Source organism: Streptomyces sp. NPDC000134 (assembly GCF_042899225.1).
Classification (GTDB): Bacteria; Actinomycetota; Actinomycetes; order Streptomycetales; family Streptomycetaceae; genus Streptomyces.
The window spans coordinates 13,183-37,481 of record NZ_JBIAZN010000009.1 but is presented as its reverse complement, the minus strand read 5'-3'; the positions used below and the strand labels follow the sequence as shown (position 1 = coordinate 37,481).

17 protein-coding genes are annotated in these 24,299 nt (G+C 73.9%); 5 read left to right on the top strand and 12 right to left on the bottom strand.

Annotated features, from left to right (window positions below):
- Positions 1-64: 64 nt before the first annotated feature.
- Positions 65-1,408 (top strand): amidase family protein, encoded by a 1,344-nt coding sequence (locus ACFY32_RS15065; protein ID WP_359202021.1) that lies wholly within the window; start codon positions 65-67, stop codon positions 1,406-1,408.
- A gap of 80 nt (positions 1,409-1,488) precedes the next feature.
- On the opposite strand, the gene ACFY32_RS15060 is transcribed toward ACFY32_RS15065, so the two are convergent.
- From ACFY32_RS15060 to glgA, 7 genes are all read right to left on the bottom strand, one after another.
- Entirely contained in the window at positions 1,489-1,971 is a 483-nt protein-coding gene (locus tag ACFY32_RS15060; protein ID WP_359202019.1) for a GNAT family N-acetyltransferase, read from the bottom strand.
- A 56-nt stretch (positions 1,972-2,027) separates the two neighbouring features.
- On the bottom strand, positions 2,028-2,201 hold the full coding sequence (locus tag ACFY32_RS15055; protein ID WP_359202017.1) for a hypothetical protein: 174 nt from the start codon (positions 2,199-2,201) through the stop codon (positions 2,028-2,030).
- Positions 2,202-2,633: 432 nt separating this feature from the next.
- Complete coding sequence (locus ACFY32_RS15050) at positions 2,634-4,136, bottom strand: SDR family NAD(P)-dependent oxidoreductase (RefSeq protein WP_390674411.1); 1,503 nt, start codon at positions 4,134-4,136, stop codon at positions 2,634-2,636.
- Between the two features lie 104 nt (positions 4,137-4,240).
- A complete protein-coding gene (locus ACFY32_RS15045; protein WP_390674410.1) occupies positions 4,241-5,581 on the bottom strand; it encodes a wax ester/triacylglycerol synthase family O-acyltransferase in 1,341 nt (446 codons plus the stop codon).
- 296 nt (positions 5,582-5,877) lie between these two features.
- A complete protein-coding gene (locus ACFY32_RS15040; protein WP_390674409.1) occupies positions 5,878-8,490 on the bottom strand; it encodes a PA14 domain-containing protein in 2,613 nt (870 codons plus the stop codon).
- Positions 8,491-8,680: 190 nt separating this feature from the next.
- Positions 8,681-9,901, bottom strand: a complete 1,221-nt coding sequence (gene glgC, locus ACFY32_RS15035) for a glucose-1-phosphate adenylyltransferase (RefSeq protein WP_359202009.1) — start codon at positions 9,899-9,901, stop codon at positions 8,681-8,683.
- Positions 9,902-9,955: 54 nt separating this feature from the next.
- A complete protein-coding gene (gene glgA / locus ACFY32_RS15030; protein WP_390674408.1) occupies positions 9,956-11,116 on the bottom strand; it encodes a glycogen synthase in 1,161 nt (386 codons plus the stop codon).
- Positions 11,117-11,556: 440 nt separating this feature from the next.
- On the opposite strand from glgA, the gene ACFY32_RS15025 reads away from it, so the two are divergent.
- Positions 11,557-12,657, top strand: a complete 1,101-nt coding sequence (locus ACFY32_RS15025) for a DMT family transporter (protein WP_390674407.1) — start codon at positions 11,557-11,559, stop codon at positions 12,655-12,657.
- Here the strand turns inward: ACFY32_RS15025 and ACFY32_RS15020 are convergent.
- Positions 12,647-14,071, bottom strand: a complete 1,425-nt coding sequence (locus ACFY32_RS15020; RefSeq protein ID WP_390674406.1) for a transglycosylase family protein — start codon at positions 14,069-14,071, stop codon at positions 12,647-12,649. The two genes, ACFY32_RS15025 and ACFY32_RS15020, sit on opposite strands and share 11 nt — an antisense overlap.
- A 314-nt stretch (positions 14,072-14,385) precedes the next feature.
- On the opposite strand from ACFY32_RS15020, the gene gndA reads away from it, so the two are divergent.
- Positions 14,386-15,825: an NADP-dependent phosphogluconate dehydrogenase gene (gene gndA, locus ACFY32_RS15015; RefSeq protein ID WP_390674405.1), complete on the top strand. Its 1,440-nt coding sequence runs from the start codon at positions 14,386-14,388 to the stop codon at positions 15,823-15,825.
- Positions 15,826-16,399: 574 nt separating this feature from the next.
- Here the strand turns inward: gndA and ACFY32_RS15010 are convergent.
- The 3 genes from ACFY32_RS15010 to ACFY32_RS15000 all read right to left on the bottom strand — a co-directional run bounded on the left by ACFY32_RS15010 (position 16,400) and on the right by ACFY32_RS15000 (position 18,335).
- Positions 16,400-16,744, bottom strand: coding sequence for a GNAT family N-acetyltransferase (locus tag ACFY32_RS15010; RefSeq protein ID WP_390674404.1), 345 nt, complete (start codon positions 16,742-16,744; stop codon positions 16,400-16,402).
- Positions 16,745-16,769: 25 nt separating this feature from the next.
- Positions 16,770-17,189 carry an aspartate 1-decarboxylase gene (panD, locus tag ACFY32_RS15005; protein ID WP_359201997.1) on the bottom strand — a complete coding sequence of 140 codons (420 nt, stop codon included), beginning with the start codon at positions 17,187-17,189 and terminating at the stop codon, positions 16,770-16,772.
- Positions 17,190-17,390: 201 nt separating this feature from the next.
- The gene (locus ACFY32_RS15000; protein ID WP_359201995.1) at positions 17,391-18,335 is read right to left on the bottom strand and encodes an alcohol dehydrogenase catalytic domain-containing protein; all 945 of its coding nucleotides are present in this window, start codon (positions 18,333-18,335) and stop codon (positions 17,391-17,393) included.
- Between the two features lie 259 nt (positions 18,336-18,594).
- On the opposite strand from ACFY32_RS15000, the gene ACFY32_RS14995 reads away from it, so the two are divergent.
- Positions 18,595-19,224 carry a malonic semialdehyde reductase gene (locus tag ACFY32_RS14995; protein WP_390674403.1) on the top strand — a complete coding sequence of 210 codons (630 nt, stop codon included), beginning with the start codon at positions 18,595-18,597 and terminating at the stop codon, positions 19,222-19,224.
- A 419-nt stretch (positions 19,225-19,643) separates the two neighbouring features.
- Entirely contained in the window at positions 19,644-22,574 is a 2,931-nt protein-coding gene (locus ACFY32_RS14990) for an AAA family ATPase (RefSeq protein WP_390674402.1), read from the top strand.
- Here the strand turns inward: ACFY32_RS14990 and ACFY32_RS14985 are convergent.
- The gene (locus tag ACFY32_RS14985; protein WP_390674401.1) at positions 22,540-24,150 is read right to left on the bottom strand and encodes a bifunctional 3-(3-hydroxy-phenyl)propionate/3-hydroxycinnamic acid hydroxylase; all 1,611 of its coding nucleotides are present in this window, start codon (positions 24,148-24,150) and stop codon (positions 22,540-22,542) included. The two genes, ACFY32_RS14990 and ACFY32_RS14985, sit on opposite strands and share 35 nt — an antisense overlap.
- Positions 24,151-24,299 lie beyond the last annotated feature (149 nt).

Below are 24,299 nucleotides of genomic sequence, written 5' to 3'. Positions count from 1 at the left end.
GCCGCCCCGGGCACAGTTCTCCCTGCGTGCCCGCCCGTGGCGCGCGCCCGGAGAGGAGCCCGCCATGAGCGACTGGGTCGGCCGGAGTGCCGTCGAGATCGCCGCCGCCGTCCGCGAGCGGCGGGTCGCGCCCCGGGAGGTCGTCGCCGCGCACCTGGCGCGGATCGCGCGGCTGGACGGCCGGATCGGCGCCTTCCGCGCCGTCCGGGCGGAGGCGGCGCTCGCCGAGGCCGGGGCGCTGGGCGAGCGCGCCGACCTCTCCGCGCTGCCGCTGGCGGGCGTGCCGGTGGCGGTCAAGGACAACCTGGCGGTGCGCGGCGAGGCCACCCGCGCCGGCTCGGCGGCGACACCGGAGGCACCGGCCGCCGCCGACCATGTCACCGTCGCCAGGCTGCGGGCGGCGGGCGCGGTGGTGGTGGGGGTCACCAACGTGCCCGAGCTGTGCGTGTTCAACACCACGGACGGCGTGTACGGCACCGCCCGCAACCCCTGGGACCCGGCGCGCTCGGCGGGCGGCTCCTCGGGCGGCAGCGCCGCCGCGGTCGCCGCCGGGATGGTTCCCCTCGCGCTCGGCAACGACGCGATGGGCTCGCTGCGCATCCCCGCGGCCGTCTGCGGGCTGGTCACCGTCAAGCCGGGCCGCGGGGTGGTGCCGGCCGGGATCGGCGAGGTCGACTGGTATGGCCTGGCGGAGAACGGGCCGCTGGCCACCACGGTCGCCGACGCCCGGCTGCTGCTGTCGGTGATCGCGGACCGCGAGCCGGTACGCCGGGAACGGGCCGGCGGCCTCCGGGTGGCCCTGTCGCTGCGCAGCCCGCTGGCCGGCGTCCCCGTCGCCGGGGTGTACGCGGCGGCGGCCCGCGAGGCGGCCGGGGTGCTGATGCGCGCCGGTCACCTGGTGCGGCGGGCGGAGCCGCCCTACCCGGCGTCGCTGGGCGCCACCGCCCTGGCCCACTGGACGGCGGGCACCTCCGCCGACGCCCGGGACCTCGACCCGCGGCGGCTCGTCCGGCGCACCCGCGTCCACGCGGCCGTCGGCCGGCCCCTCGCCGCCCGGGTCCGCACCGGGGCGGCGAAGGAGCGGCTGCGCCGGCGCCTGGAGCCGTTCTTCGCCGCCTACGACGTCCTGCTCACCCCCGCGCTGGCCCGCCCCGCGCCCGCGGCGGCCCCCTGGCACGAGCGGGGCTGGCTGTGGAACCTGGCGGCCAACACCGCCTTCTCGCCGTTCACGCCGCCGTGGAACCTGACCGGCCTGCCCGCGATGTCCGTGCCGTTCGGCACGCTGCCGACGGGCGCCCCCTGCGCCGTACAGCTCGTGGGGCGGGCCGGCGCGGAGGCGGAGCTGCTGGCGCTGGCGGAGCGGATCGAGCATCTGCGGCCCTGGCGGCGGACGGCCCCGCTGGACTGATCCGGGGCGCCGGCGGCTGATGGGCGAGCGCGGCACCGACCTGACGGTGTGCGCTGCTCAGGAGCCAGGGCCGCTGACGCTCACAGCGCCCGGTACATGATGTGCAGCCCCACCCGGCCGTGCCGGGGGTGCTCGAAGGCGTCCGGCACGGTGCCCAGCACGGTGAAGCCGAGGGAGGTCCACAGCCGCACCGCCGGGTTGGTCTCCACCACGGCGTTGAACACCATGCCCCGGTAGCCCTCGGCCTTCGCCGCGGCCAGCACGTGCCCGGCGAGGGCCCGGCCGGTGCCGCGGCCCGCGTGGCCGGGGTCGACCATGAAGCCCGCGTTGGCGATCCGGGCGGCGGGGCCGCCGTAGTTGGGGGTGAGGTAGGCGGAGGCGATGACGGCGCCGGAGCCGTCCTCGGCGACGTAGACCCGCTTGGCCGGGTTCATCCACAGCTCCCGGGCGTCCTCCTCGGAGGTCTCCGGGTCCCAGGTGTACGTCTCGCCGGCGGCGACCACGCGGTGCCAGAACGGCCAGATACGCGGCCAGTCGTCCGCCGTCGCTTCCCTGATCAGCATGGGTGCGAGTGTCCCACGCCCATGCCGACCCGGGTCGTCGAGGGGTGCCGGTGGGATCAGTCCACGCTGGGCAGGATGTGGGGCTCGGCGAGGTCGTCCTCGTAGCCCGCGAGCCGGATGGGGGCGGACCGGGCCCACACGTCGAGGCTGCCGATCTGGCCCGGCCGCCGGCCGGCCCGGTCCGCGCGTTCCTTGGGCCGTTGCTCGCGATTCGTCTTCTCCGGTGTCACCGCGCACTCCTTATGTGTCGGTCACCCTCGGGCCTCGCCGGGCAGTCTGCTGTCCGGTCCCTGACGCCCGCTCGGGTCTCGGTCAAAGCGGTTCGGACGCGGTGGCGCCGGTCTTCGGGGAAGCAGGCCGCTGTGTACCGGCTCGTCCCATGACGGACCGTGGGTGTGGGTAGGACCCCGTACTGCTGTCCGTCCGATCCAGACTAACCAGATGAGCGGGGGCCCGCTCCATGGCACTGCAAACTCTACGTAACCATTGCGCTTCTCATGGCGCACAGTTGGACAGCCTCGTCCGCTATGCCGCGCATTGCCCGGGAAACGACTCACCCGTTCGGCCCACTGTTCGGACAATCCTTCGAACATATGTCGCGGACCGCCGCCCGGAGCCGGCCGCGGTCCGCAACTCCCCTCCGGGCGGCGCCTGGTGAGCGCTCACCACTTGCCGGGGGCGTAGTCCTTGAGGAAGACGCCGTACAGGTCCTCGCCCTGCTCGCCGCGGACCACCGGATCGTAGACCCGGGCCGCGCCGTCGACCAGGTCGAGCGGGGCGTGGAAACCCTCCTCGGCCAGGCGCAGCTTGTCGAAGTGCGGCCGCTCGTCGGTGATCCAGCCGGTGTCGACGGAAGTCATCAGGATGCGGTCGGTCTCGAACATCTCCTGCGCGCTGGTCCGCGTCACCATGTTCATGGCCGCCTTGGCGGCGTTGGTGTTCGGGTGCCCGGCGCCCTTGTAGCCGCGGGCGAAGACCCCTTCCATCGCCGAGACGTTGACGATGTAGGCGCGGTGCGAGGCGGCCCGGCGCGCGGCCTCGGCCATGGCCGGACGGAGCTTGCTGATCAGGATGAACGGCGCCGTGTAGTTGCACAACTGGGTCTCCAGCAGCTCCACCGGGGAGATCTGCTCGATGGTCTGCACCCAGGTGTTGGAATCCACCACGTCCGGGACCAGGCCGCCCGCGTCGATGGCGGTGCCCTCGCGGTGCCGGACCACGCTGGCGTTCCCGGCGACCAGCGCCAGGTCGGCGACCTGCTGGGCGGTCAGCCCGCTGACGCCGGCCGGCAGCGCGGCGAGCCCGTCGACCGAACCGGAGCCGAAGGCGCCGATGACCTGGTGGGCGGGCAGCTCACCGGCGGGCAGCGGGGCGCTCTCGCCCTCGACCAGGGCCGCGTACGCGGACGGCAGCCGGCGTACGGTCTGGGTGGCGTTGTTGATCAGGATGTCGAGGGGGCCCTGCTCGGCGACCCGGTCGGCGAGCGCGACGGCCTGGGCGGGGTCGCGCAGGTCGATGCCGACGACCTCCAGGCGGTGGACCCAGTCGCCGGAGTCCTCCATGGCCTTGAAGCGGCGGATGGCGTCCTTGGGGAACCGCGTGGTGATCGTGGTGTGGGCGCCGTCGCGCAGCAGCCGCAGCGCGATGTACATGCCGATCTTGGCCCGGCCGCCGGTGAGCAGCGCCCGCTTGCCGGTGAGGTCGGCGCGGGCCTCCCGGCGGACCCGGTTCTCGGCGGCGCAGCCCGGACAGAGCTGGTGGTAGAAGTAGTCGACCTCGACGTAGCGCTGCTTGCAGACGTAGCAGGAGCGCGGGCGCTGGAGTATCCCCGCGATCGTGCCCTCCTCGGTGCGGGAGGAGGGCAGGATGCCCTCGGTCTCGTCGTCGATGCGCTCGGCGGAGCCGGTGGCGGTGGCCTCGGTGACCGATTTGTCGTGGGCGGTCTTGGCGGCCCGGCGTTCCTGGCGGCGGCGCTGCTTGACCGTGCGGTAGATGTGCGAGGTGGCCCGGCGCACCAGGATCGCGTCGGGGTGGTCGACGTCGAGCTCGTCGAGTTCCTCCAGCACGCTGAGGCAGACCGCGAGCCGCTCGGGGTCGATGCCGGGGCCGTACTCCGAGGTGTCCGCCCCTTCCGTGGTCGCCGGGTCGTCCTGTGTCACCGTCATCGCCGCTGCCGTTCCCTGATCACCGTCGCGGCGCTCCGACTCGCGTCCGCTTTCGAACGGCGGATTTTACGCGAGCGGGGGGTCCGGCCGCCAAACCGCCCGGATCAGCCGCCGCAGACGGCGGTCAGCGCCGCCGCCTCCTCGGTCACGGCGGCGGCGAGCCGGTCCAGGTCGGGGACGGCCCGCGCGTCCGCGACGAGCCCGTAGTGGACGCGGCCCCGGTAGGTGGAGACGGCCACCGCCAGGGAGTGGCCGCGGGCCAGCGGGGCGAAGGGGTAGACCTCGGCGAGCGGGTGGCCGGCGAGGCGGAGGCCGAGACTGGGCAGCGGCACGCTGGTGACCAGGATGTCGAACCAGAGCCGGGCGGCCTGCCCGGCCAGGGGCCCGCCGAGCCGGTGGCCGAGCGCCGGGACGTGGTCGGCGAGCAGCGCGACGGCACCGGCGCCCCGGGCGGGTCCGGCGTCCTTGTTGCGGTCCATGGCGGTGCGGACGGCGCCGAGGCGGGAGCGGGGGTCGGGGTCGCCGACGGGGAGCCGTATCAGGTAGCCGGAGAGCCGGTTGCCCCGCGGGTGGGCGGAGCGGGGGCGGCGCTGCGAGACGGGGATCAGCGCGCGGGGCGCGACGCCCTCGCTGCCGTCGCCGCGCTCGTCCAGCCAGCGGCGCAGGGCGCCCGCGACGACGGCGATCAGTACGTCGTTGACGGTGCCGCCCTCGGCCTTGCGGACGCGGTGCACGTCGTCCAGGTCCAGGGCGACGCCGGCGGTGCGGCGGGTGCCGGAGGAGTCGGCGGTGAGCGCGGCGCAGGGGCGGGCGTCGAGGGTGGACAGGGCGACGGAGGCGCCGATGTCCAGGGCGCGGCCCGCGTCCGCGAGGGCGTCGCGCAGCAGGGCGGGCAGGGCGCGCACGCCGGGCAGCGGGCCGCGCCGGGGCGGCTCGGGGCGGGGGCGGGGCGCGGGCTGGTCCATCGGGTCCAGGACGGCGGCGGCCAGGCCGAGTGCCCGCAGTCCGTCGGCCAGCGCGTGGTGGAACTTGAACAGCACCGCGAAGGAGGTCCCGTCCCCGCCGGGCAGTACATGGGCCTCCCAGGGCGGCCGGTCCCGGTCCAGCGGGCGCCGCATGAGCCGGCCGGCGTCGGTGTGGAAGTCGCCGGCCGGGGCGTGCAGGTGGACGTGGTCGAGCGGGTCGAAGCCGGGGGCGGGCTCGCGGGTGGCACCGCCGAAGGAGAACGGCTGCCGGAGGGCGAGCGGCACCTGCCAGGCGTCCCGGATGCGCATCCGCAGACCGGGCACTCCGGCCGCACGCGCCGCCAGCAGGTCGGCGGCGTGGGCGCCCGCGGTGGGCGAGCGGGCCGGGAAGATCCCGAGGGCTGCGAGGTGCATGGGGTGCTCGGGGGTCTCGATGTTCCAGAACGCCAGATCGAGGGGAGCGAGCAGGTCTGCGGTCACGGGCTGGCCTCGCGTCGATGACGGATGGAGGCAAGCAGTCAATCGCTCTCCGCCGATTACGGTCAAGTACGATCCGGCTACGCTCAGTTAACAACGTGTGACGTCCCGCCCCTGGTGAGAGGGGCGGGACTCTTGGGGCGTCTGCGGTCAGGTCGGCGCGGGTGGCACCGCCCGTGGTGGCGTTCCCCACCCGGACGGCTGCGGGCCGACCGTGCGGGCGGGCGCCCGGACCGGGTCCGGGCGCCCGCCCGGACCGGCCCCCGGCGCCCTCCGGGCGGTCCGCGCCGGACGGGTGCTCAGGCGGCCGGGCATCCGGCGGGCACCGGCCGGGACGCGTCCCGGACGAGGGCCTCCTGGGCGGCCTTCACCCGCTGGACGTCCGGCTTGAGGACCTTGCGGTCATAGGTCGTCAGGCCGTTCAGCTCGCCCTCGACATCGCTGATCTGGGTGTAGACCGCGCCGTTGCTCCCCCGGCACACCAGGGCGCGCACCTCGGCCAGCTTGGCGAGGTAGTCGTCGGTGTAGGTCGCCGGGTCCACGTCGACGTACGACTGCTGCACCGACCAGGCGTGGCCGGGCACCGCCAGGCCGAGGCCGCCGTACTCGCCGCTGACCAGGGCCCGTTCGCCGTCCGGCCGGGGCGGCAGGGCGGGGCTCGGATAGCCGTGCTCGTCCATGATGTCGCCCGCGTCGCCGTCGGCGCCGAGGTTCAGGCCGGACTGGTTGTTGACCAGCCGGGTCGGGTCCCAGCGCTTGGCCTGCTCGGCGATCCGGCCGATGTCGTACTGGCCCCAGCCCTCGTTGAAGGTGACCCACATGACGACCGAGGGGCTGCTGATGTGCTCGTCGATCATCTCCTTCATCTCGTCCTCGTACTGGGCGCGGGCGGCGGCCGACGGACTGGTCCCGGCGTTCATCGCGGGCATGTCCTGCCAGACCAGCAGGCCGAGCCGGTCCGCCCAGTAGAACCAGCGGTCGGGTTCGACCTTGATGTGCTTGCGCACCGAGTTGAAGCCCAGCCGCTTGTGCAGCTTCAGGTCGGAGGCGAGGGCCTCGTCGGTGGGGGCGGTGTGCAGGCCGTCGGGCCAGAAGCCCTGGTCGAGGGTGGCCATCATGAAGACCGGCTCGCCGTTGAGGACCGTGCGCGGCACGCCGTTCACCTTCTCCACCGCGATGGAGCGCATGCCGAAGTAGCTGCCGACGCGGTCGGAGCCGACGGTGACCTTCAGGTCGTACAGGAAGGGGTCGTCGGGCGACCACAGGCGCGGGTTCGTGATCCGCAGGGTCAGCGGGGAGCCGGTGCGTCCGGTGGCGGTGGCGACCTTGCGGTGTCCGGCGTACGCCGTCGCCGTGATCCGTACGCCGTCGCGCACGCCCCGCGGTTCGACGGTCAGGGTGGAGGCGTCGGTGTCCGGGGTGAGCTTTAGGGAGTCGACGTGGTCGCGGGCGACCGGTTCCATCCAGACGGTCTGCCAGATGCCGGAGCTGGGCGTGTACCAGATGCCGCTCGGGTCCAGGCGCTGCTTGCCCATCGGCGGGTTCTCGCCGCCGGCCGCGTCGGTCGGGTCGTAGACGCCGACGATCAGCTCCTGGACGCGGCCGGGCTTGAGGGCGTCGGTGACGTCGGCGCTGAACTTGTCGTAACCGCCCTGGTGGTCGGCGACCTCGATGCCGTTGACGTACACCTCGCTGCGCCAGTCGACCGCGCCGAAGTTGAGCCGCAGGCGCTGTCCGGAGCCGATGTGCCAGTCCTCGGGCACGGTGAAGGTGCGGCGGTACCACATGCGGTCCTCGTGCCGCTGGATGCCGGAGAGCTGGGACTCCACCGGGTACGGGACGAGGATGCGCTCGCCGAGGGTCTTGCCGACCGGCGGCTGTTCGCCCTCCTCGGCTGCGGCGAACTGCCAGCGGCCGTTGAGGTTGCGCCAGTCGGCGCGGGTGAGCTGCGGGCGCGGGTACTCGGGGTGGGCGTTGTCCGGCCCGACCTCGTCGGCCCACTCGGTGCGCAGTTCGTAGGTGGAGCGGTTGGGGCCGCTGGTCAGGAAGGCGTTGACAACGTTGCCTTCGGCGTCGGTGAGGCCGCCTTCGCCGTCGTAGCGGAGGTCGGCGGTGCCGCGGGCGGTGCCGGTCCTGTTGCCGACGACGGGTTCGGCGAGGCCCACCAGCAGGGCCTTGGGGTCGGCCGGGTCCCGCCGGACGTCGCCCAGCGGCCAGCGGGCGCCGCCGATCACCGCGTCGAGGTGGCCGGCGAGGCCGGCCGGGGGTGCGGCGAGGGGCTGGGCGAAGTCGAGCTTGAGGGTGCGGCCGGTGGCGAGGACCGTGGCCGCGGTGGGGCCGTTGTAGTCGAAGCCGTCGGGCAGCCGGAACGCCGATCGGGGGACGGCCTCCTTGGCGCCGCCGGGCTCGGTCCAGCGCAGGTGCAGGTTGGAGCCGCCGTAGTGCTCGAAGTACTCCAGCTTGACGTCGTACGCCTGGCCGGCCGTCAGCTCGACGGGCTCGGCGGTCTGTTCCCGGTCCCAGTCGTCGACCCAGTGGTCGATGGCGAGCCGGCCGTCGATCCAGAGCCGGAAGCCGTTGTCGGCGGAGACCGAGAAGGTGTGGGCGCCGGTCCGCTCCGGCACCAGCTTGCCGGTCCAGCGGACGCTGACGTCGTCCGACTGCCCGGTGGTGAAGTTCAGGCGCGGCTCCAGGGTGTCGAAGTCCAGCTCCGGGTCGAAGGCGGTGGCCTTCAGCTCGTGGAAGTCGAAGGCGCCGGGGGCGGACTGGGTGTAGTACTCGCCCTTGAGGCCGTGGACCTCCGGGGCGGGGCCGTCGGCGGCGCTCGCGGCGGGCACGGCGGTGAGTCCCGCGGTGCCGAGCGCGGCGGCGAGCAGCAGCGCGAAGCGGTCTCTGAGTCGTCTGATGCGCACGGACCCTCTCCTTGGGGACGGGGGGTGGCTGGTGGCTCAGGGTTCTGCGGTCGGTGTCTGCCTCTGCTGTCACGGCGACGCTTTACATCGATGTAACAGCAGATGCATGACAACACGGATTCCGCTTGCCGTCCAGGGACATGACAACAGCCCCGGAGGCCACCGCCACCCCGGTCCCGCACCGGCCTCGCTACGGCACCCGCTGCCCCTTGCCGAGCGCGATCACACCGCCCTTGGAGACGGTGTACAGCTCCGCGTCCCGTTCGGGGTTGACGCCGATGGTCGCGCCCGGCGGCACCTGGACGTTCTTGTCCAGCACCGCCCCGCGCACCACCGCGCCCCGCCCGATGTGCACGTTGTCGTGCAGCACCGACCCCTGCACCACCGCCCCCGGGTCGACGACCACCCCCGGGGACAGCACGGACCGGGTGACCTGGCCGCGGATCAGGCACCCGGCGCTGACGATCGACTCGCTGGCGATGCCGCCCGCGTTGAACCGGGCCGGCGACAACTGCCCGGAGTGGGTGTAGATCGGCCACTGCCGGTTGTAGAGGTTGAACGCCGGGCGCTCGGCGATCAGGTCCATGTGGGCGTCGTAGTAGGCGTCGAGGGTGCCCACGTCCCGCCAGTAGCCCTGGTCGCGGGTGGTCTCGCCGGGCACGTGGTTGTCGCTGAAGTCGTACAGCGCGGCCTCGCCGCGCTCGGTGAGCTGGGGCAGGATCGAACCGCCCATGTCGTGCACCGAGTTCTCGTCCTCGGCGTCCCGGTGCAGTGCCTCGATCAGGGCCTTGGTGGTGAACAGGTAGTTGCCCATCGAGGCGAAGACGCACTCGGGGTCGTCGGCGAGGCCGGGCGGGTCGGCGGGCTTCTCCAGGAAGCTCTGCACCGTCTGCCCGTCGGAGCCCGGCGTGATCACCCCGAACGACGCTGACTCGGCGCGCGGCACCCGGATTCCGGCGACGGTCACGCCCGCGCCGGACTCGATGTGCTGGGCGAGCATCTGCCGCGGGTCCATCCGGTACACGTGGTCGGCGCCGAACACCGCCACGTACTCGGGCTGTTCGTCGTAGACCAGGTTGAGCGACTGCAGGATCGCGTCGGCGCTGCCCAGGTACCAGCGCGGGCCGAGCCGCTGCTGCGCCGGGACCGGGGTGACGTAGTTGCCGAGCAGGCTGGACATCCGCCAGGTGGTGGTGATGTGCCGGTCCAGCGAGTGCGACTTGTACTGCGTGAGGACGCAGACCCGCAGGACGTCGCCGTTGACCAGGTTGGACAGCACGAAGTCGACGAGCCGGTAGGTGCCACCGAAGGTGACCGCCGGTTTGGCCCGGTCCGCGGTCAGGGGCATCAGACGCTTGCCCTCCCCGCCCGCCAGGACGATGCCGAGCACCGAAGGACCTCCACGACGCATGGCCGCTCCCCTCCACCCTCGCTGTGGCCCATGGCTGCCCGTGGGCCCGACCGCCTAAGCCTGTTCCAGGACTTCCTCGTAGAGCCGGACCGTGCGGCGGGCCACCGCGTCCCAGCCGAACTCGTCCACCGCGCGCTCCCGTCCGGCCCCGCCCATCCGGAGGGCGGTCGCGGGATCGCCGATGACCGAGTCCAGGGCCCGGGTGAGGCCCGCCTCGAAGTCGTCGTCCACATCGACGAGTACCCCGGTTTCGCCGTCCGCCACGACTTCCGGGATACCGCCTGTCCGGGAGGCCACGACGGGCGTGCCGCAGGCCATCGCCTCCAGGTTGACGATGCCCAGCGGCTCGTACACCGAGGGGCAGACGAACACGGCGGCGTGGGTGAGGAGTTGGATGACCTCCGGGCGCGGCAGCATCTGCGGGACCCAGTGCACGCCCGCGCGGACCCGGCTCAGTTCCCGGTACAGCTCGCGGAACTCCCGGTCGATCTCCGGGGTGTCGGGCGCCCCGGCGCAGAGCACGACCTGCGCGGCCGGGTCGATGTCCCGTACCGCGCGCAGCAGATGGGGCACGCCCTTCTGCCGGGTGATCCGGCCGACGAACAGCACGTACGGACGGGAGCGGTCCAGGCCGATCCGGTCCAGGGCGTCGGTGGCGGGGTCGGGGCGGTACAGGCGGGTGTCGATGCCGTTGTGCACGACGTGCACCCGGTCCTTCTCCAGCGCCGGGTAGCAGGCGAGGATGTCCTCGCGCATCGCGCCGGAGACGGCGACCACCGCGTCGGCGGTCTCGATCGCGGTGCGCTCGGCCCAGCTCGACAGGGCGTAGCCGCCGCCGAGTTGCTCGGCCTTCCAGGGGCGCAGCGGCTCCAGGGAGTGGGCGGTCATGACGTGCGGGACGCCGTGCAGCAGCTTGGCGAGGTGGCCGCCGAGGTTGGCGTACCAGGTGTGGGAGTGCACCAGTTCGCGGCCGGCCAGGGCGGCGGCCATGGCGAGGTCCACGGAGAAGGTGCGCAGCGCGTCGTTGGCGCCGTCGAGGGCGGACCAGGGCCGGTGGCGCAGTACCCCGGCGGCGTCGGCGCCGGACGCCTCGCCCCAGCAGTGCACGTCCAGGTCGACCAGCGCGGCGAGTTCCCGCGCGAGGAACTCGACATGGACGCCGGCACCGCCGTAGACGTCCGGCGGGTACTCCCGGGTCAGCAGTCCCACACGCACCCGGAACCTCCCGTTCTCGGCGACTGGTCCGCCCATGGTCACCCAGATGGGGCCGGTGGGGAAGAGCGCGGGGCCCGCGGGAAGGCGGGGGTCCCGCGGGGGGCGCGGTGGTGCAGGCGGCAACTCCCGTGCCTGGAGGGGAAGTTGGTGTGACCGGGCCGGAGAAAGGAAGGGCGGCGGGTTCCGTATCGAGGTCCACGGAGGCCGGTGGTTTCCGGGCCCCCCTAGGGGGTCCGGTCGGGGTCGCGTGGCCGGCGGCGCCCACCCTGGGGAGGACGGCACCCCCCGCGTACTCCATCGGCAGTAGGAGCCAATGCGTGCTCAGGGCTGACGACGGGAAGTTCCCGACGCGGCATGGTGTTGTCCATGGAAGCCGACCGCACGCCGCGCCGGGCCGGGCCCACCGGGCCGGGCTCCCGTCTCACGCAGAGGAGCAGCCGATGAGCGCCCTCGCGTTGTCCGTGGTGCTCTCCCTGGTGTCCGCCGTCGCGTACGCCGGCGGCGCGATCGTGCAGGAGCAGGTCGCGGTCTCCTCCCCCGACCGGCAGTACGCGCCGCTGCGCCGGCCGAGCTGGTGGGCGGCGGTCGCGCTCAACGGACTCGGCGGCCTGCTGCACGTGGTGGCGCTCGCCTGCGGCCCGCTCAGCCTGGTGCAGCCGCTCGGCGCGCTGACCATCGTCTTCGCCCTGCCGATGGCCGCGGTGTTCGTCGGCCGCCGGGCCGGTGCCACGGCCTGGCGGGGCGCGATCATGGCCACGGTCGGCCTCGCGGGCCTGCTCTCCCTGGTCGGCTCCGCCGGCTCGCACTCCCTGACCGCCCCCCAGCGCTGGGGGGTGGCGCTGGTGACCGGCGCGGTGGTCGTGGCGCTGATGGTGGCCGGCCGGGCCGCGCACCGGCACCCGGCGGCCCGCAGCATGCTGCTCGCCACCGCGGCGGGCATCGCCTTCGGGATGTCCTCGGTCTTCACCAAGACGGTCGCCGTCGACTGGACCGGCGGCGTCTCCGCCGGGGACCTGCCCGCCCTCGCGGTGATCGGCGTCCTGGCCACGGCGGGCATGCTGCTGTCCCAGGCGTCCTACCGGGACGCGGGCCTGGCCGCCCCGCTGGCCACGCTGACGGTGGTCAACCCGGTGGTGGCCGCGGCGGTCGGCATCACGATGTTCGGCGAGACCTTCCGGTACGGCACCGCGGGCACGGTGCTCGCCCTGGGGTGCGGGGTGGTGGCGGCCGGCGGGCTGATCCTGCTCACGACGGAGCGGATCGCGCGTACGGCGGTGGAGGCGGACGCCGGGGCCGCGGACCGGGTGCCGTCGCCCGAGCCGGCCGAGCGGGTGCTCGTGCCCGGCCCGGCGGCGTCACGGCCGTCCGCGCCCGCCGCGCCCGGGGCCGGTTCCACGACCGAGCCCCGGTCCGGTTCCGGGTCCGAGGAGCCGGTCGGGGCGGCGGCCGGCGTGGAGGCGGTGCCGCTGTGCCCGTTCTACGCCGGTCCGTACGTCCCGTTGCCCGTGCCGGACCGGTGCCGCGAGCGGGTCAGATCCTGACCCCGCCGGCCCGGAGGTACGCCAGCGGGTCGACGTCCGTGCCGAAGCCGGGCCCGGTCCGCACCTCGAAGTGGAGGTGCGGGCCCGAGCTGTTCCCGGTGGACCCCGAGCGCCCTATGCGCTGGCCCGCGCCGACGCTCTGCCCCGCCTTCACGGAGATCGCCGACAGATGGGCGTACTGGGTGTAGCGGCCGTCGGCGTGCCGGACGATCACCTCGTAGCCGTACGACCCCGCCCAGCCGGCGCTGACCACCCGGCCCGCGGCGACCGACTTCACCGACGTACCGGTGGGCACGGGGAAGTCGGCGCCGGTGTGGTAGCCCTTCGACCAGGAGGAACCGGCCTTCCGGTACGGGGTGCCGATGGCGGCGTCGACGGGGGCGACCATGGTGTGGCCGCTCGTCGCCCTGGCCCCGCTGTCGGACGACTTCTTCTGCGGCGCGGCCTTGTTCTCGCTCTTGCTCCCGGCCTTCTCGCCGGACTTCTTCTCGCTCTTGCTCCCGGCCTTCTCGCCGGGCTTCTTCTCGGCCTTGCTCCCGGCTTTCTCGCCGGACTTCTTCTCGGCCTTCTCGCCGGTCTTGCTCTCGGCTTTCCCGCCGGACTTGCTCTCGCTCTTGCTCCCGGCCTTCTCCTCGGCCTTGCCGCCGGACGTCTTCGCGGGCTTGCGCCCGGTGGAGCCGCCGGTCAGCGACAGTTCCTGGCCCGGGAAGATCAGGTCGGGGTCGTCACCGATCTCCTCGCGGTTGGCGTCGTACAGCCCCTGCCAGCCGCCCCGGAGCCGCCGCTCGTCCGCGATGCCGGACAGGGTGTCCCCGGAGATCACGGTGTACATCCGGGACCGTCCGGCCCGGGACTGCGGGGTGGTCTGCGGCCGCACGTCGGCGGCCTGCTCGCCGCCCTCGGCTCTCTTGCCGCCCTCGGCTCTCTTGCCGCCCTCGGCTCTCTTGCCGCCCTCGCCGCCCTCGCTGTCCTTGCCGGACGATCCGACCGGGTCCTTCTTCTCACCCCCGGCCGGGCGGATGTCGGGGGCGCCGCCGTCCCGGGTCAGTCCGGCGCGCTGCGAGCACACCGGCCAGGCGCCGGGTCCCTGCCCGTCGAGCACCTTCTCGGCGATGGCGATCTGCTGGTCCTTGGTGGCCAGGTCGGCGCGCGGCGCGTACCGGGTACCGCCGTACGCCTCCCACGTGGACTGCGTGAACTGAAGTCCGCCGTAGTACCCGTTGCCGGTGTTGATGTCCCAGTCGCCGGTCGCCTCGCAGGCGGCGACCCGGTCCCAGGTCTCCACGTCGGCGGCCTGGACGCTGCCGGTGCCGATGAGCGGGAGCGCCATGCCGGCGCCGCCGGCGGTGACGGTCAGTGAGGCCCGGTTGATCCTGTTCGGCTGATACCGGCGGTGCCGGCCGCGTACGGCCATGAACATCTCCCTCGACATGGCGTCAGGAGCGGCAAAAGTAAACGCCACGAACTGGCCATGACAAGAGAGGTATCGGCCGCTCGTCCGGGCCAAGTGGCTCGTACCCGGCGTTCGTTGGGCGGGCGGAGCGCGGGCGCGTCGGGCCGGTGCGCCCCTTCCTCCCGCAGGCCCGCGCGCAGCGGTGTCCGCCGGGTCCGGACGTGCGCCCGGCATCGTGGCACGTCAGGATGGCCGGGCGGGAACAAGCCGGCGGACCCCGCGGCTGTACGGAGATCACCAGGTCACGGAGATCACGACCACTAGGAGCCATCCCCATGAGCACTACAGCGCAGATCGGCGTCACGGGACTCGCGGTCATGGGCCGCAATCTGGCCCGGAACTTCGCCCGCAACGGCTACACGGTCGCCCTGCACAACCGGACGGCGTCGCGGACGCGGGCGCTGGTGGAGGAGTTCGGCGACGAGGGCGCGTTCGTCCCGACGGAGACGGCCGAGGAGTTCGTGGCGGCCCTGGAGCGCCCCCGGCGCCTGGTCGTGATGGTGAAGGCCGGTGACCCGACCGACGCGGTGATCCGGGAGTTCGCACCGCTCCTGGAGCCCGGGGACATGATCATCGACGGTGGCAACGCGCACTTCGCGGACACCCGGCGCCGCGAGCGCGAGCTGCGGGACCAGGGCATCCACTTCGTCGGCATGGGCGTCTCGGGCGGCGAGGAGGGCGCGCTGAACGGCCCGAGCATCATGCCGGGCGGGCCGGCGGAGTCGTACGACTCGCTCGGCCCGATGCTGGAGAAGATCTCCGCGAAGGCGGCGGACGGCACGCCCTGTGTCACCCATGTCGGTCCGGACGGCGCCGGGCACTTCGTGAAGATGGTGCACAACGGCATCGAGTACGCCGACATGCAGCTCATCGGCGAGGCGTACCAGTTGCTGCGGGACGTCGGCGGGTACTCCCCGGACCGGATCGCGGAGATCTTCCGCACCTGGAACACGGGCCGGCTCGACTCCTACCTGATCGAGATCACCGCGGAGGTCCTCTCCCACGTGGACGCGGCGACGGGCGAGCCGTTCGTCGACGTGGTGGTCGACCAGGCGGAGCAGAAGGGCACCGGCCGCTGGACCGTGCAGATCGCCCTCGACCTGGGCGTGCCGGTCTCCGGGATCGCGGAGGCGGTGTTCGCCCGCTCGCTGTCCGGCCACGCGGCGCTGCGCGAGGCGTCGCGGGGGCTGGCGGGCCCGAAGCCGTCGCCGCTGCCGGAGTCCGAGGCGGCGGCCTTCGCGGACCGGGTGGAGCAGGCGCTGTACGCGTCGAAGATCGTGTCGTACACGCAGGGCTTCCACGAGATCGCCGCGGGCAGCGAGGAGTACGGCTGGGACATCGACCTGGGCGCGGTCTCGGCGATCTGGCGGGGCGGCTGCATCATCCGGGCGGCCTTCCTGGACCGAATCCGCGCCGCGTACGACGCCCGGCCGGACCTGCCGAGCCTGCTGTCGGACGAGACCTTCGCGCGGGAGATCGCCGGGGCGCAGGACGACTGGCGCGAGGTGCTGGTCGCGGCGACCCGGCAGGGCGTACCGACTCCCGGCTTCGCCGCGGCCCTCGCCTACTACGACGCCCTGCGCGCCGAGCGCCTGCCCGCCGCCCTGACCCAGGGCCAGCGGGACTTCTTCGGCGCCCACACCTACCGGCGCACGGACCGCGACGGTTCCTTCCACACCCTCTGGGGCGGGGACCGCACGGAGCGGACGGCGTAACCGGGCGGCGTACGCCGGGGCACGCGGCGCGCCCTCGTGCCCCGGGGACGCGGCTCCGCTCGGCGGTTCCGCACCGGCTCAGCTCATCGGGGCCCCTGGCCGGGGCACGCGCCCGGCTCAGGTCAGCGGTGGCCCCGGTTCGGGACTCGGGACGGGCTCCGGACCGGGCGGGATCGGCGAGGGCGACGGCTCGGGCGGGCCGGGGTGCGGGGGCGACGGCGTCGGAACGGGACCCGGCGGCTCGGGCCCGGGGCCCGGGGGCTGGGGAGTCGGCTGGGGGCCGGGGCCCGGAGGCCGCGGGGTGGGCTCCGGGTCCGGGCCGGGGGACGGCGGGGTCGGCTCCGGACCCGGCGGGACGGGGTACGGGCCCGGTGAGGGCGGGGTCGGATCAGGTCCCGGGGTGGGGCCCGGCGGGACGGGGTCCGGGTACGGGTTCGTCATGGCGGCGGTCCTCCGGCCAGTCGCTCGGCATCGGCTCTGGACTACTGCCCCGCCTACCCGGGCCCCGCGCCCGCACTCACTCCCCCGCGCGAACGGAACGGGCCCGGGTGGACGCGTACGCGGACGGCCGGCGTCAGAACCGGCCGGGGTGCGCCCTCAGCCAGTCCTTCGCGGCGCGGAGCAGCGCCGGGTCGGCGGCGGGCGCCTCGTCGGTGTGGCGGGCGGCCCACTTGACGACGTACGGGCACAGCGGCGCGACCGGTACGCCCTCGCGGGCCGCGAGGGCGTACAGCTCACGGGCCAGCGAACCGGCGATGCCCTGTCCCTCGTGCGCCGGTTCGACGATGGTGTGCACCGGGACGAGGGCGCGCTCGGGGGCGTCGAGGACGAAGTACTCGATGTGGCCGACGACCTCGCCGCCGGCCACCGCCTCCAGGCGGCCCGCCGTCCGGTCGTCGCGGATCTCGATGTCGGTCACGGGCACGCTCCTCGTCCTGGCGGCGTCAGGCCGGTACGGCCTGCGGGCTGCGCTGCTGGTCCGAGCCCGGAACCGGCTCGGAGGGGTCCGCGCCCAGGGCCACGATGCGGTTGTCGCGGTCCACATGCACGACCCGCGGCTTCAGCGACCGCGCCTCGGCGTCGGTGACCTGAGCGTAACTGATGATGATCACCAGATCGCCGGGGTGCACGAGATGGGCGGCGGCCCCGTTGATCCCGACGACCCCGGACCCCCGCTCGCCCTCGATGACGTACGTCTCCAGCCGCGACCCGTTGGTGATGTCGACGATGTGCACCAGTTCCCCGGGCAGCAGATCGGCGGCGTCCAGCAGGTCGGCGTCGATGGTCACGGAGCCGACGTAGTGCAGGTCGGCCTGGGTGACGGTGGCGCGGTGGATCTTGGACTTGAACAGAGTACGCAGCACTTCGGACTCCTCAAAGACGGCTCCCCGCCGGCTTTTTGCAGGTCAGGGGCGCCGTCCACTGTACACCGACACTCCTCGCACGCCCCCTCGTGGCGGCGGGCCCGGAAAACGCCAGGTCGGGCAGGGGGTCCCGGCGGGCGTCGGCGGCAGCCGGCCGAGGGAGGACCCGCCGCGCCCGGCGCCGGGCCCGTCCTCGGCCGGTCACCCGAGGTCGACCCACACCTTGCCGGACGCGGTGGCCGCCGCGGCGAACGCCTCGTCCACGTCGTCCAGGGGGTAACCGTCACTGACCACCGCGCCCAGGGGGGACGACGACGGCGAGCCCAGCGCGCCGACGGTCCGGGCGAAGTCCCCGGGGTGGTCGTAGACCATGCTGCCGATGAGGGTGACCTGCCCGGCCACCAGGTCACGGGGAGAGAGTGCGAGCGGAGCGGTGCCGAGGCCGATCAGTACGGCGGTGCCGTGCGGGGCGAGGCGCCGCAGCCCCTGCTCGACGGCTCCGGGGGCGCCGGATGCCTCGAAGAGGTACGGGAACGTCTCAGCGCCCGGCGGCGCCGGCAGCGCGCCCAGGGAACGGGCCCGTTCGAGGCGGGCCGCGTTGGGCTCCTGGACGTACACGGTCACCCCGTGCTCGACCAGTGCCCGGCACAGCAGCAGGCCCTGCGAGCCGGCACCCGTCACCAGGCAGGAGAGACCGGGCGCGATGCCCGAGCGGCGCAGCGCCGCCCATGCCACGGTGGCCGGCTCCACGCAGACCAGGTCCTCCAGCGGCACGTCCGGCGCGACCGGCCACACGAACTCCGCCGGCGCCACCGCGTACTCGCTCAGCAGCCCCGGCACGGTCAGCCCGACCGCGGCCCGGCCGGCACAGGCCGACGTCCGTCCTTCCCGGCACGGCGGGCACGCCAGACAGCAGTAGTCCGGCTCGACGACCACGTCCTGACCGATCGTCAGGCCCTCGACGCCCGCGCCAATCCCGGCCACGCGGCCGGCGCCCTCGTGACCCAGGACCCACGGCCGGCGCGGCGGGGGCCGCCGTCCCGCGTACACCGCGAGGTCGGAGCCGCACAGGCCGGTGCCGCGCATCCTGATCAGCACCTCCCCGGCCCCGTATTCGGGGTCCGGCACGGAGGTCACGGACAGCACGCCGGGCTCCGTCAGCACGGCGGCCCTCAAAGGACCGCCCATTCGTCGCGGCGGCGGATCGTCGGCGGGCGCATGCCCGAAGCCTGCCACAGGTGATCAGCCCCGCGGTAGACCGCACCGATGCCCTTGCGCCATTCCTCCGGCGGCCAGCAAGTCCCCCTTCGCGACAGCGCGTTCGGCCTGTGGACCGGCTCGTGCAACGCGTACGCTGTGCCAGGTAATCAGACACCGCGGGCACCCTGAAGAGGAGTAATTCGATATGTCGGACAGCACCCTGGTCTCCGAAGCAGACCAGAGCTTGTACGCGCTTTCCGCCGAGGGACAGGCATTGCTGTTCACCGAGGCGAAGACGGCCTATGCCTTCCGTGACGAGCCGGTCGGGGACGACCGTCTACAGGCCATCTACGAACTCTTCAAGTGGGCTCCGACCTCGGCGAATATCAACCCGTTGCGGATTCTCTACGTCCGCACCGAGGACGGCAAGCGCCGGCTCCTCGACGGCGTCGCACCGCCCAACCGTGAGCAGACCGCGTCGGCCCCGGTCACCGCGGTGCTGGCGGCGGACACGCAGTACGCGGAATACGTGCCCCTCCTGGCTCCGTCCAACCCCCAACTCCGGGCGATGCTGGAGTCCAACGAGGCCCTGCGGGTGGCCCAGATGGACCTCAACGCCAGGCTCCAGGCCGGTTACTTCGTGCTGGCCGTGCGGGCCGCCGGCCTGGCCGCGGGCCCGATGGGCGGCTTCGACGCGCACGCCGTGGACGAGGAGTTCTTCCCCGACGGCCGGTGGAAGTCGGTGCTGCTGGTCAATATCGGCCACCCGGCCGAGGGCGCGTTCCGCGAGCGGGGGGCGCGGCTCTCCTACGAGCAGGCCGTGCGACTGGCCTGACGGCGGATCAGCTCGGCACGACGCCGACATTCCGGGGGAACGGGGCACTCGGCGCGAGTGCCCCGTTTCCCTCGTCGCGTCCGGCCCGCACGCCAAGCCGGAGTGGTCCGTGAGGTACGACTCAATCGCTTGACATCGCGGTGCGCGGCGATTTATCCATGATCTCGAGAGTTGCCCCCCCACTCATGCGGTGTCTCCCCACTCACTCGATGTCTCCCCACACATTCGGTGCGCGCCCGCCCGCGCCTTGATCACGCATCGTCACCACAAAAGACTCCGGTTTTTACCCAGTCTTTTCCTCCATCATTCTCGCCGTGACGTGAAACGTCACGGCTGTCGTCTGCCCGTACGTCAAGCAGTTTGCGCGGCGGTGTTCCCTTCGCCCGGCCGCACAACACTAGGGAATGTCGGGAGCTGGCATGTCATTAGGTTTTTCGGAATGCCTCGATTCCACGGCCGCCGTCGCCGGCCGACGTGATCTGGTCGAGCGCGACGCCGCACTGACCGCGCTGCGCGGGTCGCTGACGGACGCCGTCGGCGGCAAAGGACGGCTGGTCGTCGTCGAGGGGCCGCTCGGCAGCGGCAAGAGCAGACTGGTCCACGAGTTCCTCGAAACCCTGGAACCCGGCGCCGCCCGCGTCCTGCGGGCCACCGCGTCGCTGCGTGAAGAGGCGCTCCCGTTCGGCGTGCTGACTCAGCTCTCCCACGGCCTGGCCATCCCGCCGGCCCGCCGGGAGCCGTTCCGCTCCCTGCTCGCCGCCGCGGTCGAGCACGCCCTCCTGCACGGCGGCACCGCCCCCGGCGCCCAGGACGCCGCGGACCCCCGGATCGCCGACGCGTTCCAGAAACTCACCGTGGAGCTGGCTCACCTGGCCGAAAACACCCCCCTGGTGATCTGTGTCGACAACGCCCACTACGTGGACGCCCCCTCCCTGCACTTCCTCGCGGGCGTCGTCGCCTGGCTGTACTCCACCCGCATCCTGGTGCTGGTCACCGACGACCCGACCATGCGCCGGCCGCGCTCGCCGCTGCTCGGCGGGCTGGCACCGAGCCCGCACGTCCGCCGCGTGCCCCTGGCCCCGCTCAGCCGCACCGCCGTGCACAGCCTCGCCACCCGGCTCCTCGGACCGCGCACCGCCACCCCCCGGCTCACCGCCGAGCTGTACGCGGTCAGCGGCGGCAACCCGCTGGCCGTACGTGCTCTGATCACCGATCAGCAGGCGGGCGGCACCGGCCACCCGGAAGGATACGGACAGGCGCTCCTCGACCTCGTGGCCCATGCCCGGCCGCCGATACCGGCCGTGGTCCGCTCCCTCGCGGTGCTCGGCGGCGCCCCGGAGCCGGCCGACGTGGCCCCGCTGGCCGGGCAGGACATCAAGACCACCCGCTGGGCCCTGCGGGCCCTGGCCGACGCGGGCATGCTGCGCGCCGACGCCCGCGTGCCGAGCGCCCACGCGGGCCCGCCCGGTACCGGTGTCATGGTGCCGGCGGCCGGGACCGCGGCACCGGCGCGCGCCGAGCGGTACGCGTTCCGGCACCCGGCCGGTGCCGCCGCCGTCCTGGACGACCTGCCCGCCGCCGACCGGACCGCGCTGCACCACGCCGCCGCGGAACTGCTGCGGGAGAACGGCGCCTCCGCGCTCACGGTCGCCCGGCAGCTCACCAGCGCCGGGGACGCGGGCATCGACGACGGCATCGACGTACTTCTCGCCGCCTCGCAGGAGGCACTGGCGGCCGGTGACGTCGGCACCGCCCTCGGCTGTCTCGGCCTCGCCCGGCGCACCCGGACCGACGGCATCACCGCCGCCCGGGTCCGGACCCGGCTCAGCCGCCTGGAACGGCAGTCGAAACCGCAGGCGGCCGTCCGCCACCTCCGCCCCCAGCTCGACGACTTCCATGCCGGCCGCCTGGACCGGCGGGGCGTCTCCGACCTCGTCCTCGGTCTCACCGACACCGGCGCCCTGCACGACCTGACCGCGCTGCTCGGCGTCCTGCGCACCCGGTACCGGCAGGACACCGGGCCGGGCCCCGGCACCGAGGACATCCGCTTCCTGACGAGCTGGGCGGCGATGGCCTACCCCCTCCACACCGGCCTGCGCCGACTCGCCCACTCCGTCGCCGCGGCCACCCCCGCGGCCGTCCCCTGCCACGACCCGTGGCTGCCCTCCGCGGTCGCCCTGTCCGACGACTACGTCGACGGGCGCGACGACCGGCTGGTCCAGCGCGCCGAACTCCTGCTGAGCACCTACCACCTCGACCACGACTCGCTGTGGAACGTGGAGTCCGGGGTGCTGGCCCTGCGCGGCCTCTGCCACGCGGGCAAGCTGGACGAGGTGGTCGCCTGGTGCGAGAAACTGGAGGCCGAGACCGCCGCCCACCACGCCGTCGCCTCGCAGGCCCGGTTCCTCGCCGTGCGCGTCGAGGCCCACCTGCGGCGCGGCGACCTCACGCACGCCCGGGACCTGGCCGCGCACGCCCTGTCCCTCGTCCCGCCGCAGGGCTGGGGGGTCGGCCTGGCCGGCGTTCTGGCCTGCGCCGTCCTGGCCGCCACCCGCTCCGGAGACCTGGCGGCGGCCGAGAAGTACGTGGCGCTGCCGCTGCCCGAACACGCCCTGCACAGCCGCCACGGGGCCGCCTACCTGCACGCCCGCGGCCACTACCGGCTCGCCACCCACCACCCGCAGGCCGCGCTCGCCGACTTCCTCGCCTGCGGACGCTTCGCCGAGACCTGGGGCAGGCCGGGCGCCGACGTGGTCCCCTGGCGCCTCGGCGCGGCCGAGGCCTGGCTCGCGCAGAACGACCAGGAACAGGCCAAACGCCTGGTACGCGAACAGCTCGCCCGGCTGCCTCCCGGCCCCTCCCCGGAACGCGGGCAGAGCCTGCGCACCCTGGCCGCGGTGAGCCGGGTCACCCGCCGCCCGCAACTGCTCACCGAGGCCGTCGACATGCTCATGGAGAGCGGTGACGAATACCAACTCACCCGCGCCCTGATCGACCTCGGCGTCGCCTTCCGTGACGCCGGCGACCAGCGCAACGCCCGCCGGGTGGCCCACCGCGCCTGGCACCTCGCCCAGCAGACCGGGACCGAGCACCTGTGCCGCGAGGCCGCTCTCGACCCGGCCGGCTCCGAGACCGCGCCGGCCGCCGAGGACGCGGGGGAACACCCCGACGGCGTCTCCTCGCTGACCCGGCAGGAACGCAAGATCGCGGCACTGGCCTCCAAGGGGTACACCAACCGGGAGATCGCCGCCAAGCTGTACATCACCGCCAGTACCGTCGAGCAGCACCTCACCCGGGTCTTCCGCAAGGTCAACGTCAAACGGCGCCAGGATCTGCCCTACCTGCTGTGACCGGCCGGCCGGTCAGCCCCGAGCGGAACGCGTCGACCAGTGCCGCCAGTTCACGTGCGGTGCGGGCCGGGCCGTAGACGTGGTGGTCCGGGCGCACCAGCAGGTACCGCGCCCGAGCCGCCCGCAGCAGCGGCAGATACACGCCGTCGACGTCCACGGCGGCGTCCGGCGCGGCCCCGGCGTCCGGCGCCCCGTCCGCCACCAGGTGCACGATCCGGGTGCCGAGCCCGGTGAGGAAGGCGAGCCGCGGTCCGTCCAGCGCCGCCGCCGGAGCGGCCGACCCCAGCAGCACCGGACCGGCGCCGACCACCTCGTCGAAGTACCCGGTCGCGCCTCCCAGCCGCACCCGGCCCTGCGGCACCACCTGACCGGCCGGCGGCACCGGTTCGGCGCCGGCCCCGGTGTACAGCAGCCCGGTCCGCAGCGGCGCGCCGGGGCCGCCGCCGCCCCGGCCGGTGTCCGCGCCCGCCAGCAGCGCCGCGTCCCTGGCCGCCGCCTCGGCCGGGTCGGTCACGCACAGCACCTTGCCCAGTCGCACCGCCGTGCCGACCGCCTCCCGCACATGTCCGGCGCGCTCGGGGCCGTAGGTGTCCAGCAGTTCCGCACCGGCGTCACCGCTCAGCACCAGGTTCAGTTTCCACGACAGGTTCAGCGCGTCCCGGACGCCCGCGCACATGCCCTGGCCGGTGAACGGCGGCATCAGGTGGGCCGCGTCCCCGGCGAGCAGTACCCGGCCGCGCCGCCACTCCTCGGCCCAGGCCGCCTGGAAGCGGTAGACGCCGTGCCGCCGCAGCGTGGCGTTGGCCGGGGACACGTCGAACGGCGCCAGCAGTCGCCACGCCGTCTCCTCCCGGTTCAGCTCGGCCACGCTCTCCCCGGGCAGCCGCATGAACTCCCAGCGCCTGCGGCCGGGTCCGCTGCCCACCGCCGTGGTCGGCCGCGCGGGATCGCAGATCTGCACGTTGAGCGGCGAGAACTCCCTCGGCACGTCCAGCGTCACGTCACACAGCAGCCAGTCGTAGGAGAAGCCCAGGTCGTTCCACCGCACCCCCAGCCGCTGCCGTACGAAACTGTTCGCGCCGTCGCACCCGACGACCCACGACGCCGTCCACCGCCGCTCCCGCCCCGCCGCGTCGGCCGCCGTCACCCCCACCCGGTCTCCGTCGTCGGACAGCTCCGTCACCGTGCACCCGCGCACCACCTCGATCCCCGGCAGGTGCCGCGCACGGGCGGACAGTGTCTCCTCCAGGGCGGGCTGGTGCATGGTCGTCGTCTCCGGCCAGCCGTGCGCGCCCCGCCGCGCCAGCTCGACGCGGAGCAGCGACGCGCCGTCGGCGTTGCGCCAGTCGTAGGCGTCGGCCGGCAGTCCGATCTCCGCGAACGAGTCGCCCACCCCCAGCGCCGCCAGTGTCCTCGCCGTCTCGCCGTCGAAACTGGTCGCCCGCGGCAACGTGTAGGGGGCTTCCCATCGCTCGACCACCGTCACGCGCCGGCCCCGCTCGGCCAGCAGCAGCGACAACACCTGCCCCACCGGCCCGTATCCGACGATCAGGACGTCCGCCTGCGACGTGCGCATGGGGCTCCTCCCTCCGCAAGTGCGGCGAACCTACCAACGGCGCCCCGCCGCACACCGTTCAGGAAGCCCCGCGCCGCACAAGTAAGGGGAGTTGAGGGGGTGATTCAGGGGATCTCCGACGCCCGGCGCGGGTGAAGCTGGACGTGGCC